Raw genomic sequence first — 15,193 nt, forward strand, 5'->3', positions numbered from 1 at the left:
GAGTTACCATGCCCATTCAAGTGCTGATGCCTGCGCTGTCGCCCACCATGGAGAAGGGCAATCTCGCCAAATGGCTGAAAAAGGAAGGCGAACCGATCAAGTCCGGCGACGTCATCGCCGAGATCGAGACCGACAAAGCGACGATGGAAGTCGAGGCGACCGATGAGGGCACGCTCGGCAAGATCCTGATCCCGGAGGGCACTGCCGACGTCGCGGTCAACACGCCGATCGCCACCATCCTCGCCGACGGCGAAAGCGCCGCGGACCTCGCCAAGGCGGCGCCACCCGCAAAGCAGCAGAAGGCCGCCGAATCTGCGCCGCCTGCTGAAGCCAAGAAGGAGGCGCCGGTCTCGCCCGCGCCTGCAGTTCCGGCGGCACCTCAGGCTGTTGCCGTCCCTGAGCCGGAAGTGCCTGAAGGCACCGAAATGGTCACGATGACCATCCGTGAGGCGCTGCGCGATGCCATGGCCGAAGAGATGCGACGTGATCCTGACGTATTCATCATGGGCGAAGAGGTCGCGGAATATCAGGGCGCCTACAAGGTGACGCAGGGGCTGCTGCAGGAGTTCGGCGCGCGGCGCGTGATCGACACGCCGATCACCGAGCACGGTTTCGCGGGCGTCGGCATTGGCGCGGCGATGGCGGGCCTCAAGCCAATCGTCGAGTTCATGACCTTCAACTTCGCCATGCAGGCGATGGATCAGCTCATCAACTCGGCCGCCAAGACGCTCTATATGTCCGGCGGACAGATGGGCTGCTCGATCGTGTTCCGCGGGCCGAACGGCGCCGCTGCGCGCGTCGCCGCCCAGCATAGCCAGGATTATTCCGCCTGGTATTCGCAGATTCCGGGCCTGAAGGTGATCGCGCCGTTCTCGGCCGCCGATTACAAGGGTCTTTTGAAAGCCGCGATCCGCGATCCCAATCCGGTCGTGTTTCTTGAGAACGAGGTGCTCTACGGCCATTCCGGCGAGGTGCCGAAGCTCGACGACTATGTCGTTCCGATCGGCAAGGCGCGCGTGGCGCGACAGGGCAGCCACGTCACCATCATTTCCTGGTCGATGGGCATGAGCTATGCGCTGAAGGCGGCCGAGGAACTCGCCAAGGAAGGTATCGAGGCCGAAGTGGTGGATGTGCGCACGCTGCGCCCATTGGACACCGAGACCATCGTCGAGTCCGTGAAGAAGACCGGGCGGGCGGTCACGGTGGAAGAGGGCTGGCAGCAGAACGGCGTTGGCGCCGAGATCGCCGCGCGCATCATGGAGCACGCTTTCGACTATCTGGATGCGCCGGTGCTGCGCGTCTCCGGCAAGGACGTGCCGATGCCCTATGCGGCGAACCTGGAAAAGCTCGCGCTGCCCTCGGCCGCCGAGGTGGTTCAGGCGGCCAAAGCCGTCTGTTATCGGTGAGCCGCACCATGGCCGGCCCCAAGGAGCAGCCCCTACCTCCAGACGTTATCGGTCGTGAGGACGCGACCGAGGTGTTGCGCGCCTTCGTGCTCGACGGCGGCCTCTCCATCGCGTTCACCCGCGCTTTCGAAGAGCCGGACATGTGGGGCCTCCTGCTTGTCGATATCGCCCGCCACGCAGCGCGCGCCTATGCGCGCGAGAGCGAGTATAGCGAGGAGGAAGCGCTGGGCCGTATCCTCGACATGTTCGAGGCTGAGCTCGAACGTCCCACGGATGTCGGCACGACCACACCTCGCTCGTCAAAGGGGCACTGACGGTGGCAATCGAACAATATCATTACGACTTCATGGCCGAGGCGATTCGTGAGGCCGAGATCGGCATCTCCGAGGGCGGCTTGCCGATCGGCGCGGTGTTGACGCGCGACAACAAGATCATCGCCCGCGGCCATAATCGGCGTATGCAGGAGAAGAACGTCATCCTGCACGGCGAGATGTCGTGCCTGCGCGATGCCGGACTGATCTCATTCCACGACACGGTGATGTATACGACGCTGTCGCCGTGCTCGATGTGTGCGGGTGCGATCGGGCTGTTCAAGCTGAAGCTTCTGGTGATCGGAGAGTCCGTGACCTTTCCTGGCGCCAAGGACATCCTGACTCAGTTCGGCATTCCCTTCATCGATCTTGCCGACGATCGCTCGGTCAACATGATGAAGTCTTGGCGCGCCAATCCCGCGAACGAGCGCATCTGGCAAGGCGATATCGGCAATTGAGCGCTCTACGTTCCTGGTCGGGCGCCGCAATGCCCAAACGATTCCGGTTGGCTTCCACGAGGGAAGGCAACGTCAAAAAGTTAGCTGTTTGAGGTCAGCATGCCCATCAACATCCTGATGCCCGCGCTGTCGCCGACGATGGAGAAGGGCAACCTTGCCAGGTGGCTCAAAAAAGAGGGCGACAAGGTCAAATCGGGTGACGTGATTGCCGAGATCGAAACCGACAAGGCCACCATGGAGGTCGAGGCGGTCGATGAGGGCACCATCGCAAAGATCCTGGTGCCGGAAGGTACGCAGGACGTGCCCGTCAACGACGTCATCGCGGTGCTCGCCGGTGACGGCGAGGACGTGAAGGCGGCCGGTGCCGCCGCCGCCAAGGCACCGCCAAAACCGGCCGCCGAGGCGCCGGCACCGAAGCCGGCTGCCGCCGCCGCGCCCGCAGCGCCGCCAACGGCGCCTGCAACAGCGCCCGCGCCGGTCCCCGCCGCGGCGCCGGCGCCGCAGGCCACGGCGCCCGTCGCGCAGGGCAATGGACAGGGCCGCATCTTCTCCTCGCCTTTGGCGCGGCGGCTGGCCAAGGAGGCCGGCATCGATCTGTCCCGCATCCTCGGCACCGGCCCGCATGGCCGCATCATCGCCCATGACGTCGAACAGGCGAAAACTGGCAAAGGCCTGAAAGCCCCCGCGGCTGCTCCCGCCGCGGGACCCGCGATCGCGCCGTCGATGTCGGACAAGCAGATTCTCGGGCTGTTCGAGCCGGGCTCCTATGAAATCGTGCCGCACGACAACATGCGGCGCACGATCGCGCAGCGCCTGACGGCGTCGGTGCAGACCGTGCCGCATTTCTATCTGACGATCGACTGCGACATCGGCCGGCTGCTCGATGCGCGCGAGCAGATCAATGCCGCGGCGCCGAAGGACAAGGAGAAGAAGCCGCTCTACAAGCTCTCGGTCAACGATTTCGTCATCAAGGCGATGGCGATCGCGTTGCAGCGGATACCCGACTGCAATGTGAGCTGGACCGAAGGCGGCATGGTCAAGCACAAGCATTCCGACGTCGGCGTGGCGGTGGCCATGCCCGGCGGGTTGATCACGCCGATCATTCGCAAAGCCGAGACGAAGCCGCTCTCCGTCATCTCCAACGAGATGAAGGATTTTGCCGCGCGTGCCCGCGCCAGAAAGCTCAAGCCCGAGGAATATCAGGGCGGCACGACGGCGGTCTCCAATCTCGGCATGTACGGCATCAACCACTTCACCGCTGTGATCAATCCGCCGCATGCGACCATCCTTGCGGTCGGTACCAGCGAGCAGCGCCCGGTCGTGCGCGACGGCAAGATCGAAATCGCCAGTCTCATGAGCGTAACGTTGTCCTGCGACCACCGCGCCATCGACGGCGCGTTGGGGGCCGAACTGATCGGCGCCTTCAAGCAGCTCATCGAAAACCCCGTGATGATGATGGTGTAAGAAACGCCAAAGTTCGCCGATCTCTCATCGGAGAGAGCAGGGAAGGAAATCGAGAGTAGCTTGCAATGGCCGACACATCCTTCGACATCATCATCATCGGCTCCGGACCCGGCGGCTATGTCACCGCGATCCGCGCCGCGCAGCTCGGCTTCAAGACCGCGATTGTGGAGAAATCCTATCTCGGCGGCATCTGCCTGAACTGGGGCTGCATTCCGACCAAGGCGCTTTTGCGCTCGGCGGAAATCTTCCACTACATGCAGCACGCGAAGAATTACGGGCTGTATGCGGAGAAAGTCGGCTACGACACCAAAGCCGTGGTACAGCGCTCGCGCGCGGTCTCGAAGCAGCTCAACGACGGTGTCGGCTTCCTGATGAAGAAGAACAAGGTCGCCGTGATCTGGGGCGAGGCGGTGGTCGACGCGCCCGGCAAAATTACGGTGAAGAAATCCGCCGTTGAAGCGCCGAAGGGCACGCTGGGTGAGGGCGCCTATCAGGCCAAGCACATCATTGTCGCGACCGGCGCGCGCCCGCGTGTGCTGCCCGGGCTTGAGCCGGACAAGAAGCTGGTCTGGACCTACTTTGAGGCGATGGTGCCGGAGCGGATTCCGAAATCGCTGCTGGTTGTCGGTTCCGGGGCCATCGGCATCGAATTCGCGTCCTTCTTCCACACCATGGGCAGCGACGTCACCGTTGTCGAAGTGTTGCCGCAGATCCTGCCGGTCGAGGATGCGGAAATCGCAGGACACGCGCGCAAGCGTTTCGAGAAGCAGGGCATCAAGATCATCACCGGTGCCAAGGTGGCGAAGCTGGAGAAGAAGGCCGACAGCGTCGTCGCCAGCATCGACGACGGCAAGGGCAAGCTTCAGACGGTGGAGTTCGAGCGGGTGATTTCCGCGGTCGGCGTGGTCGGAAACATCGAAAATCTCGGGCTCGAAAAGCTTGGAGTCAAGACCGATCGCGGCACCATCGTCATCGACGGGCATTGCAGGACCAACGTGCCCGGCATCTACGCAATCGGCGATGTCGCGGGTCCGCCGATGCTCGCGCACAAGGCCGAACATGAGGGGGTGATCTGCGTCGAGGCGATCAAGGGCCTCAATCCGCATCCGATGGACAAGCTTCTCATCCCCGGCTGCACCTATTGCAACCCGCAAATCGCCTCGGTCGGTCTCACCGAGGCCAAGGCGAAAGAAGGCGGCCGCGAAATTCGCGTCGGTCGTTTCCCCTTCATCGGCAATGGCAAGGCGATTGCGCTCGGCGAGGACCAGGGGCTGGTGAAGGTGATCTTCGACAAGAAGACCGGCCAGCTTCTGGGCGCGCATATGATCGGCGCCGAAGTCACCGAGCTGATCCAGGGCTATGTCGTCGCCATGAACCTGGAGACGACCGAAGAAGAGCTGATGCACACCGTGTTCCCGCACCCGACGCTATCGGAAATGATGAAGGAGGCGGTGCTCGACGCGTATGGACGCGTGCTGAATATCTGAGGTCATTGCGAGCGAAGCGAAGCAATCCAGCAATCTATCCGTGGAAACAGTCTGGATTGCTTCGTCGCCTACGCTCCTCGCAATGACGGACAACCAGTTGCCATTGCGTGAAACAAGAGAGCGAACTCGTGCACGACAACGACAATTTGACCATCGAGCGTCCGACCTTCGTCACCCATCTCGAATGCTCCATGGAAGGCGACCGCTATCCCGCCGACCAGGTGCACAATCTGTCGAAGGCCGGCAAGCCGCTGCTGGTCCGTTACGATCTCGCAGGCGTTAAGAACGCGCTGAGCAAGGATGCGCTCAAGGACCGCCCCGCCGACATGTGGCGCTATCGCGAGTTGCTGCCGGTGCGCAAATGCGAGGACATCGTCAGCCTCGGGGAGGTGATGACGCCGCTGATCCGCCTGCCAAAACTTGCCAAGAAACTCGGCGGCGGCGAGATCATCGTGAAGGATGAGGGACGCCTGCCGACCGGCTCGTTCAAGGCGCGGGGGCTGGTCATGGCAGTATCGATGGGCAAGGCGCTCGGCATCAAGCACATGGCGATGCCGACCAACGGCAATGCGGGCGCGGCGCTCGCAGCCTACGCTACCGCCTGCGGGATCAAGACTACCATCTTCTGCCCCGCCGATACGCCGGAGGTGAATGTCAGCGAGATCGAGCTGCAGGGCGCGACGGTCTACCGCGTCAACGGCCTGATCGATGATTGCGGCAAGATCGTCGGCGAAGGCAAGGCGAACGTCGGCTGGTTCGATACCTCCACCTTGAAAGAGCCATATCGGATCGAAGGCAAGAAGACGATGGGGCTCGAGCTCGCCGAACAGCTCGGTTGGGATGTGCCAGACGTGATCTTTTACCCGACCGGCGGCGGCACCGGGCTGATCGGCATGTGGAAGGCTTTTGCCGAAATGGAGGCGATCGGCTTCATCGGTTCAAAGCGCCCGCGGATGGTCGCGGTGCAGGCGGCCGGCTGCGCGCCGATGGTGCGCGCTTTCGAGAACGGCACCGAGCATGCTGCGCGATGGGAAGATGCGCACACCATCGCCTCTGGAATCCGCGTGCCGCAGGCGATCGGGGATTTTCTGATTCTGCGTGCCGTGCGCGAAAGCAAAGGTTTTGCCATCGCCGTGAGCGACGAGAAGATTTCCGCCGCGCTCAACGAGGTCGCGCGCCAAGAGGGCCTGCTGTTGTGTCCGGAAGGCGCGGCGACCTACGCCGCCTATCGGCAGAGCCTTGCCGACGGCCGCGTCAGCAAAAGCGACCGGGTGATGCTGTTCAATTGCGCCACCGGCCTTAAATACCCGCTGCCGCCAGTCACGCGCACGCTCGATCGTTTGAAGCCGATCGACTACGCGATGTTCTAAGGTGCAATGAGATCAGGTCGAAGCGAACTCCTAACTGCGACCGTCACTCTTGAGGTGCTCGCGAGAGCGAGCCTCGAGGGGCAACGGCCCCGCTTGCAGCAGCCGGGCCGCTCATCCTTCGAGGCTCGCTTCGCGAGCGCCTCCAGCGACAAACGGCGAAGCCGTTTGCGCGGGGATGACGGGTTAAGATGGGTTTGGAAGAGTTTCTACTGAGTTCGCGGGAGGACGCGGATGGGAAGAGCAGTTTGGGCCACCTTCATCGCACTGCTAGCGTTCTGTTGCCCTGCGTCCGCCGACAATTTTCCCTCGCGTCCCATCACCATCGTAGTGCCTTTCTCGGCCGGAGGCCCGTCGGATGCGATGGCACGTATTCTCGGCGAGCGCATGAAGCTGACGCTGGGCCAGGCGATCCTGGTCGAGAACGTCACCGGCGCCGGCGGCTCGATCGGGGTGGGGCGCGCGGTGCATGCTGCGCCGGACGGCTACACGGTCAGCTTCGGCCATCTCGGCACCCATGTCGCCAATGGCGCGATCTACAAGCTCAACTATGACCTCGTGAATGATCTTGAGCCGGTGGTGCTGTTGCCAAGCAACCCGATGATCATTGTCAGCAGGAACGCGGTCCCCGCGAAGACGCTGAAGGAGCTGATCGCCTGGCTCAAGGCACGGCCGACACCCGCCACGGCCGGCACCGCCGGCGCGGGCTCCGGCAGCCATATCGCCGGCCTCTATTTTGAAAGCGCCACTGGCACCAAATTGCAATATGTGCCGTATCGCGGCACGGGGCCGGCGCTGAACGATCTCGTCGCCGGCCAGATCGACCTGATCGTCGATCAGCTCTCCAACTCCATCAACCAGGTCCGCGCCGGCACGATACGCGGCTACGCCGTGACCGACGACAAGCGTGCCGAATCGGCGCCGGACATCCCGACCACGGACGAGGCGGGGCTATCAGGCTTCCACATGACTCTGTGGTCGGGCCTCTGGGTGCCCAAGGGCACGCCAAAGGAGATCGTGGCCAAGCTCAATGCCGCGGCGGTCGATGCCTTGAATGATTCGCAGGTCCGCAAACAGCTCGAAAATCTCGGGTTGCAGATGCCGCCGACGGATCGGCTCACCCCGGAGGCGCTGGGCGACTGGCAAAAGGCGGAGATCGCCAAGTGGTGGCCGATGATCAAGGCCGCCAATGTGAAGGTCGATTAGCCGCCTCTCGCGGCGGGATAGTTAAGAAAATCGTTGCTGCGGCGCTACGATTGTTGCGATCTCGCAACAGCGAGAGGAACATTTGGCTCACGCCGCAGTCTACTCTTGCCTGCGCCGCTTTTTGGCCACACCCCTTCGTGAAATGATGACTTTGTAGGCTGTTGGCCAAAACGTCTACAGGCGAAGGAAGGCCCTCGATGTCCGGGGTGTCCTTTTTCCGGGTCCGACAAGATTGGCCGGGGAAGCGGACTTCGCGATGGACGCCAACACCAATCTCAAGAACAGGCTTCCGAGCCGTCATGTGACGGAGGGGCCCGAGAGGGCACCGCATCGCTCTTATCTCTACGCGATGGGGTTGACCACCGCGCAAATTCACCAGCCTTTCGTAGGTGTTGCCTCCTGCTGGAATGAAGCCGCGCCCTGCAACATCGCTCTGATGCGGCAGGCCCAGGCGGTGAAGAAGGGGGTGGCGCACGGCGGCGGCACCCCGCGCGAGTTCTGCACCATCACAGTCACCGACGGCATTGCGATGGGCCACGACGGCATGCGCTCGTCGCTGCCGTCACGCGAATGCATCGCCGATTCGGTCGAACTGACCGTCCGCGGCCATGCCTATGACGCGCTGGTCGGCCTTGCCGGCTGCGACAAATCGCTCCCGGGCATGATGATGGCGATGGTTCGGCTCAACGTGCCCTCGATCTTCATCTATGGCGGCTCGATCCTGCCGGGCAATTTCCGTGGCCAACAGGTCACAGTGCAGGACATGTTCGAGGCGGTCGGCAAGCACTCGGTCGGTGCGATGTCCGACGCCGATCTCGACGAGATCGAGCGTGTGGCCTGCCCTTCGGCGGGCGCCTGCGGAGCGCAATTCACCGCCAACACCATGGCGACCGTTTCCGAGGCGATCGGCTTGGCGCTGCCGTACTCGGCCGGCGCACCGGCCCCGTACGAGATTCGTGATTCCTTCTGCATGGCCGCCGGCGAAAAGGTGATGGAGCTGATCGCGGCCAACATCCGGCCGCGCGACATCGTGACGCGCAAGTCGCTGGAAAATGCTGCGGCCGTTGTCGCAGCATCCGGCGGGTCGACCAATGCTGCGTTGCACCTGCCGGCAATCGCGCATGAGGCGGGCATCAAGTTCGACCTGTTCGACGTCGCCGAAATCTTCAAAAAGACACCATATGTCGCCGATTTGAAGCCGGGTGGTCGTTATGTCGCCAAAGACCTATTCGAAGCTGGCGGCATACCGCTTCTGATGAAAACGTTGCTCGATAACGGCTTCCTGCACGGCGATTGCTTGACCGTCACGGGCCGCACGATCGCCGAAAATCTCAAAAGCGTAAAATGGAACCCGCACCAGGATGTGGTGCGGCCAGCCGACAACCCGATCACCGTCACTGGCGGGGTGGTTGGGCTGAAGGGCAACCTTGCGCCAGAAGGTGCGATCGTGAAGGTCGCGGGCATGTCGAATTTGCGTTTCACCGGACCGGCCCGGTGTTTCGACCGCGAGGAGGACGCCTTCGAGGCCGTCCAGAAGCGCACCTACAAGGAAGGCGACGTCATCGTCATCCGCTATGAGGGGCCGCGCGGCGGTCCCGGCATGCGCGAAATGCTGCAGACCACTGCGGCGCTCACCGGACAGGGCATGGGCGGCAAGATCGCCCTGATCACCGACGGCCGGTTCTCCGGCGCAACGCGCGGCTTCTGCATCGGCCATGTCGGGCCGGAAGCCGCGGTCGGCGGACCGATCGCATTGTTGCAGGACGGCGACATCATCGAGATCGACGCGGTCGCCGGGACTCTTAACGTGAAATTGACCGACGCGGAATTGACCGAGCGCAAAACCAAATGGCGGTCTCGTGAGACCAACCATACATCAGGTGCTCTCTGGAAATACGCGCAGCAGGTCGGGCCAGCGGTCGGCGGGGCCGTGACCCATCCGGGTGCAGCGCATGAGAAGCAGTGTTATGCGGACATCTAGGCGTATCATTGTTGCGTTGCTGTTGGGTGCGTCTTCCGTCGCCACCGCGGCGTTCGCCTTTGATGGCGCGCCGGTCAACCAGGATGCCACGATCCCCGTCGCGTCAGCCCAGTCTGGGAGCGCAGCCAGCGCCTTGAGCCTGAAGAAAGGGGCGCAGGCAGCGGTTACGCAGGACACCTCGTTGACTGCGCTGCAATATGCCGCCGAGGGCGGGCATCCCGTCGCGCAGTGGAAGCTGGGGCGGATGTACGCCAATGGCGACGGCGTCGCTCAAGATGATGTGCGCGCTTTCGAATATTTCAGCCGTATCGCCAATGAGCATGCCGAGGACAGCCCGTCGGCGCCGCAAGCCTCGATCGTCGCCAACGCCTTCGTCGCGCTCGGGCGCTATTATCTGAACGGCATTCCCAATTCCAAGGTGAAGCCGGATCCGGAGCGGGCGCGGGAGATGTTCTCCTATGCGGCGTCCTATTTCGGCAATGCGGATGCGCAGTACGATCTCGCTCGGCTCTATCTGAAGGCGCCGGACGCCACGCCGGATAATTTCCGCTACGGCGCGCGCTGGCTCGGGCTGGCCGCGCAGAAGGGCCAGCACGAGGCGCAGGCGCTGCTCGGTCAGATGCTGTTCAACGGCGACCGCCTGCCGCGCCAGGCTGCGCGCGGGCTGATGTGGCTCACCCTGGCGCGTGACAGCGCCGGTCCGGACGAGACCTGGATCAAGGAAAGCTACAACCGCGCCTTCGCCAAAGCCTCCGACAACGACCGCGCCATGGCGCTGCAGATGCTCGAGCACTGGGTGCAGGGCAAGCGGGATTAGGTTGGATCGGGTAGGGTGGGCTGAGCGGGAGGGAAACCCACCACTTACGGACGGGCGGCACACGACCCGTTACAGGGCGTCCACTCCGCTAGCCAGCCTGGGCTTTGAAAGTAACGCGTCAGGGCTGCCTCACGCCTTCTCCAAATCAAAATCCGCCCACACCGGCACGTGGTCCGACGGCTTCTCCCAGCCGCGCACATAACTGTCGATCCCGACGTCGATTAGGCGGTCGCTGGCCTGCGGGGAGAGGAGCAAATGGTCGATGCGCAGGCCCCAGTTCTTCTGCCAGCAGCCGGCCTGGTAGTCCCAGAAGGTGTATTGACCCGGTGCGTCGGTGACCGCGCGCACCGCGTCGGTCAGCCCGAGCCCGAGCAGCGACTGGAAGGCTTCGCGGGTGGTGGGACGGAAGAGGGCGTCATTGACCCAGTTGGCGGGGTTGTAGACGTCGCTTGCCGTCGGGATGACGTTAAAGTCGCCTGCGAGCACCAGCGGCTCCTCGGTCTTCAGCCGCTCCCTCGAATACTCAAGAAGCCGCGACATCCATTTGAGCTTGTACGGGTATTTGTCGCTGTCAGGAGGATTTCCATTAGGCAGGTAAAGGCAGGCGATGCGCACCACGCCGTGCTTGAGCGTCACCACGCCTTCGAGAAAGCGGGCATGGGCGTCCTCGTCGTCGCCGGCGAGCCCCGATTTCGTTTCGTCGAACGGCAGCTTCGACAGCAGCGCCACGCCATTGAAGGTCTTCTGCCCGTGCGTGACCACGTTGTAGCCGAGCGCCTCGATCTCGAGCCGCGGAAAGGCCTCGTCGGTGCACTTGATTTCCTGCAGGCAGACAATGTCGGGCTCGCACTCCTTCAACCAGGTCATGAGGTGTTCGATCCTCTGCCTGATCGAATTGACGTTCCAGGTGGCGATGCGCATGCAATAGGACCCGGCTGTTGGAAAGAGCTGGAAGTTGAAGCGAAGGACGAATTTCACCTCTCCCCAGCGGGGAGAGGTCGGATCGCGTCGGCGATCCGGGTGAGGGGCCGCCGCTCGCTCGACGGACCTTACCCTGATCGCATCGTTCGATGCGACACAGCCGAAGCTTCGCTTCGCGTTCTCAGTACTAAGAACGCCGCCGAAAGGCGGCCTATGCCTCTCCGGTTCGCGAGAGGTGAACGATGCCGCGACGGGTCAGGTGTATAACCAAAATCGTCAGATCGAGAAACTGGTGCCGCAGCCGCAGGAGGCGGTGGCGTTGGGGTTGTTCACCCGAAACGACGCGCCGATCAGGTCGTCGACGAAGTCGACTTCCGAGCCCGCCAGAAAAGGCGCTGAGGCCGAATCGACCAGCACCACCGCATTATCGCGCTCGATCACGAGGTCGTCGTCCGCCTTGGCGCGGTCGACGTCGAATTTATATTGGAATCCGGAGCAGCCGCCACCTTCCACCGAGATGCGCAGCATGGCGCCACCGCCTTCGCTCTTGAGGATTTCACCGATGCGGCGGGCGGCCCGCTCGCTGATGGTCACGGCTGCTGTCATCTTCGGGTCTCTCTAAGTCTTATGCGGAGCTCGCTCCGGCGAAGCGTCATCGCCAATTCATTGGTATCCGACGCCCGAGATAGTTAAGTACAGAGCCTTAAGGAATCAAATGGATAGGGACTAAATACCCGTGTCGGTCGGAATGGCTGCCCCTCGTGCGCCCTATGCCTGCGACCCCGATCGGTCCCGCGGCCGGCTGTTTGCGGAGCCGCCGAGCCGGACCCGCAGCCCGTTCCGCAGGGATTGCGACCGGGTCATTCATTCCAACGCCTTCCGCCGCCTGAAGCATAAAACCCAGGTTTTCGTGTTCCACGAGGGCGATCATTATCGCACCCGGCTCACCCATTCCCTGGAAGTGGCGCAGATCGCCCGGGCGCTCGCCCGTCAACTTGGCCTGGACGAGGACCTGACCGAGGCCTTGGCGCTGGCCCATGATCTCGGACATCCGCCGTTCGGACACGCCGGCGAGCGGGCGCTGGATGCGTGCCTGAAGGCGCATGGCGGCTTCGACCATAACGCCCAGTCGCTGCGGGTCGTCACCGCGCTGGAGCATCGTTATCCGAGCTTCGATGGGCTCAACCTGACCTGGGAAATGTTGGAAGGTGTCGTCAAGCACAATGGTCCGCTGACGGCGCGCGACGGCACCCCGGTCGGCTGCTACGCCGAGCGCGGCGTGCCTGTCGGCATCTCTGATTTCGTCGAAACCTTCGACCTCGAGCTCTGGACTTTTGCCTCGCTGGAGGCGCAGGCGGCGGCGATTGCCGACGACATTGCCTATGATGCCCATGATATCGACGACGGCTTGCGCGCCGGGCTGTTTGCCGTCGATGATCTCAAGGTGATGCCGGTCGCGGAGCGCATGATTGCGGCAATCGACGGAAAATATCCTGGTCTCGACAGCGACAGGCGGGGCGCGGAGTTCGTGCGTGAGCTGATCTCCTACCTGATCAGCGCGGTCGCGGCGGAGACGCTGCGGCAGCTCTCGCTGGTGCGGCCGCAGTCGGTCGAAGAGGTGCGCAATGCCGGTCAGCAGCTCATGCTGTTTCCGCCTGATGTCGCCGAGACCGAGGCGGGCATCAAGGCGTTCCTGAAAGTGCACATGTACCGGCATGAGCGCGTCATGAGCATCATGAAGGATGCCGAGCAGATCATCTTTGATCTCTTTGCCCGCTATGAGCGCAGTCCCACAGATATGCCTGATGAATGGCGGGAGGGTACCGAGCAGGCCGCCGGGGCGGCGCGGGCGCGGCGGATCGGCAATTTCATCGCCGGAATGACCGACCGTTTCGCGCTCATGGAGCATCAAAGGCTTTTTGACTCGACCCCGGATTTGCGTTAGGCGGCGGCCATGGCCGATCAGCCCACCTCACTCCATCTTTTCGCGGACGTGCTCGCGCGCGTGTACGCGATTTGCGCTGCCTTGGCCAAGGAAGGCCATTGGCCGGAGACAACGGATTTTTCCCGCGTGGTCGTGGAACCGCCGCGCGAGGCGAGTCATGGCGACATGGCCACCAATGCCGCGATGGTGCTGGCCAAGGAAGCCAAGGCAAAGCCGCGCGATCTCGCCGAGGCGATCGCGGCGCGGCTGCGCGAGGACGCACTGATCGCCAAGGTCGCTATCGCCGGGCCCGGCTTCATCAATATCACACTGAAACCGCAGGCCTGGGCCGATGCCCTGCGCGCGGTGCTGCGGGAAGGTGAGGCCTATGGCCGTAGCCCTGCGGGAGCTGCCGCCAAGGTCAATGTGGAATACGTCTCGGCCAACCCGACGGGGCCGATGCATGTCGGCCATTGCCGGGGCGCGGTGTTCGGCGATGCGCTGTGCAATTTGCTGCAGTTCGCCGGCCGCGACGTCACGCGCGAATATTACATCAACGACGCCGGTGCGCAGGTCGATGTGCTCGCCCGCTCGGCTTACCTGCGCTATCGCGAGGCGCTGGGCGAGGACATCGGCGCCATCCCCGAGGGGCTCTATCCCGGCGATTATCTGAAGCCGGTGGGGCAGGCCTTGGCGGCCGAATATGGCGAGCGCTTGCGTGCTATGCCGGAAGCGCAGTGGTTGCCGGTCGTGCGCGACAAGGCGATCGCGATGATGATGGACGAGATCAAGGGCGATCTCGCCGCGCTCAACATTCATCACGATGTCTTTTTCTCCGAGCGTTCGCTGATCGAGGACGGCAACAACAAGGTCGCCGAAACCATCGATTTCCTGCGCACGCGCGGCGACGTCTATGTCGGCCGCCTGCCGCCGCCGAAGGGCGCCCCGGTGGAGGATTGGGAAGATCGCGAACAGCTTCTGTTCCGCGCCACTGCCTTTGGCGATGACGTCGATCGTCCGCTGATCAAGTCGGACGGCTCCTACACCTATTTCGCTTCCGACATCGCCAACCACAAGAACAAGTTCGATCGCGGCTTTGCCGATCTGATCGACGTGTTCGGCGCCGATCACGGCGGCTACATCAAGCGCATGCAGGCGGCCGTGAAGGCGGTCACTGCGGGCCAGGCCGTGCTCGACGTGAAGATCGTGCAGCTCGTCAAGCTCTTGCGCAACGGCGAGCCGGTGAAGATGTCGAAACGATCAGGCGATTTTGTCACCTTGCGCGAAGTGGTCGATGAGGTCGGCCGGGATGCCGTCCGCTTCATGATGCTCTACCGCAAGAATGACGCGGTGCTGGATTTCGACCTCGCCAAGGTCATCGAGCAGTCAAAGGACAATCCCGTCTTCTACGTGCAGTACGGACACGCGCGCGGACATTCGGTGTTCCGGAAAGCGCGCGAGGTCGTGCCCGATCTGCCCGAGGAGACGGCCGCCCGGGTCACCTATCTCGCTGGGGCCCCGATCGAGCGGCTGACCGACCCCGCCGAGTTGGATCTCCTAAAGCGCCTCGCGCTGTTCCCGCGGATCATCGAGGGGGCGGCGGCCGCGCATGAGCCGCACCGGATCGCCTTTTACCTGTACGATCTCGCCAGCGAACTCCACGCGCTCTGGAACAAAGGGCATGATTTGCCCTATTTACGCTTCATTATCTCTGATGATCCAGAGTTGACCAAGGCACGGCTGGCCATGGTCCAGGGCGTCGTATCGGTTTTGGCATCAGGGCTCGCCATTCTGGGCGTCCATGCTCCGGACGAAATGCGGTAGTCTGGGTTAGTTTGTTGCCTATCTGTA

Annotated in this window: 13 protein-coding genes; 11 read left to right on the top strand and 2 right to left on the bottom strand. The window is 63.1% G+C overall.

Annotated features, from left to right (window positions below; all coding sequences use genetic code 11):
* Positions 1-8: 8 nt before the first annotated feature.
* The 9 genes from F758_RS0105835 to F758_RS0105875 all read left to right on the top strand — a co-directional run bounded on the left by F758_RS0105835 (position 9) and on the right by F758_RS0105875 (position 10,497).
* Positions 9-1,406 (top strand): pyruvate dehydrogenase complex E1 component subunit beta, encoded by a 1,398-nt coding sequence (locus F758_RS0105835; protein WP_024506982.1) that lies wholly within the window; start codon positions 9-11, stop codon positions 1,404-1,406.
* Positions 1,407-1,414: 8 nt separating this feature from the next.
* Entirely contained in the window at positions 1,415-1,720 is a 306-nt protein-coding gene (locus tag F758_RS0105840; protein WP_024506983.1) for a DUF5076 domain-containing protein, read from the top strand.
* A 2-nt stretch (positions 1,721-1,722) separates the two neighbouring features.
* Entirely contained in the window at positions 1,723-2,175 is a 453-nt protein-coding gene (locus F758_RS0105845; protein WP_024506984.1) for a nucleoside deaminase, read from the top strand.
* Between the two features lie 99 nt (positions 2,176-2,274).
* A complete protein-coding gene (locus tag F758_RS0105850; RefSeq protein ID WP_024506985.1) occupies positions 2,275-3,639 on the top strand; it encodes a pyruvate dehydrogenase complex dihydrolipoamide acetyltransferase in 1,365 nt (454 codons plus the stop codon).
* Between the two features lie 65 nt (positions 3,640-3,704).
* Positions 3,705-5,126: a dihydrolipoyl dehydrogenase gene (gene lpdA, locus F758_RS0105855; RefSeq protein ID WP_024506986.1), complete on the top strand. Its 1,422-nt coding sequence runs from the start codon at positions 3,705-3,707 to the stop codon at positions 5,124-5,126.
* Between the two features lie 128 nt (positions 5,127-5,254).
* Positions 5,255-6,496 (top strand): threonine synthase, encoded by a 1,242-nt coding sequence (locus F758_RS0105860; RefSeq protein ID WP_024506987.1) that lies wholly within the window; start codon positions 5,255-5,257, stop codon positions 6,494-6,496.
* 231 nt (positions 6,497-6,727) lie between these two features.
* The gene (locus F758_RS0105865) at positions 6,728-7,699 is read left to right on the top strand and encodes a tripartite tricarboxylate transporter substrate binding protein BugD (RefSeq protein ID WP_024506988.1); all 972 of its coding nucleotides are present in this window, start codon (positions 6,728-6,730) and stop codon (positions 7,697-7,699) included.
* Positions 7,700-7,955: 256 nt separating this feature from the next.
* On the top strand, positions 7,956-9,680 hold the full coding sequence (ilvD, locus tag F758_RS0105870) for a dihydroxy-acid dehydratase (RefSeq protein ID WP_024506989.1): 1,725 nt from the start codon (positions 7,956-7,958) through the stop codon (positions 9,678-9,680).
* On the top strand, positions 9,667-10,497 hold the full coding sequence (locus F758_RS0105875) for a tetratricopeptide repeat protein (RefSeq protein ID WP_024506990.1): 831 nt from the start codon (positions 9,667-9,669) through the stop codon (positions 10,495-10,497). The genes ilvD and F758_RS0105875 overlap by 14 nt, the downstream gene beginning before the upstream one ends.
* A 129-nt stretch (positions 10,498-10,626) precedes the next feature.
* On the opposite strand, the gene xth is transcribed toward F758_RS0105875, so the two are convergent.
* Positions 10,627-11,418, bottom strand: coding sequence for an exodeoxyribonuclease III (gene xth / locus F758_RS0105880; RefSeq protein ID WP_024506991.1), 792 nt, complete (start codon positions 11,416-11,418; stop codon positions 10,627-10,629).
* 276 nt (positions 11,419-11,694) lie between these two features.
* On the bottom strand, positions 11,695-12,024 hold the full coding sequence (gene erpA, locus F758_RS0105885; RefSeq protein WP_024506992.1) for an iron-sulfur cluster insertion protein ErpA: 330 nt from the start codon (positions 12,022-12,024) through the stop codon (positions 11,695-11,697).
* Between the two features lie 130 nt (positions 12,025-12,154).
* On the opposite strand from erpA, the gene F758_RS0105890 reads away from it, so the two are divergent.
* Both F758_RS0105890 and argS read left to right on the top strand, forming a co-directional pair.
* Positions 12,155-13,363: a deoxyguanosinetriphosphate triphosphohydrolase gene (locus tag F758_RS0105890; RefSeq protein WP_024506993.1), complete on the top strand. Its 1,209-nt coding sequence runs from the start codon at positions 12,155-12,157 to the stop codon at positions 13,361-13,363.
* A gap of 9 nt (positions 13,364-13,372) precedes the next feature.
* Positions 13,373-15,166, top strand: coding sequence for an arginine--tRNA ligase (gene argS / locus F758_RS0105895; protein ID WP_024506994.1), 1,794 nt, complete (start codon positions 13,373-13,375; stop codon positions 15,164-15,166).
* Positions 15,167-15,193 lie beyond the last annotated feature (27 nt).

Source organism: Bradyrhizobium sp. ARR65 (assembly GCF_000472385.1).
In the GTDB taxonomy this organism is placed as follows: domain Bacteria; phylum Pseudomonadota; class Alphaproteobacteria; order Rhizobiales; family Xanthobacteraceae; genus Bradyrhizobium.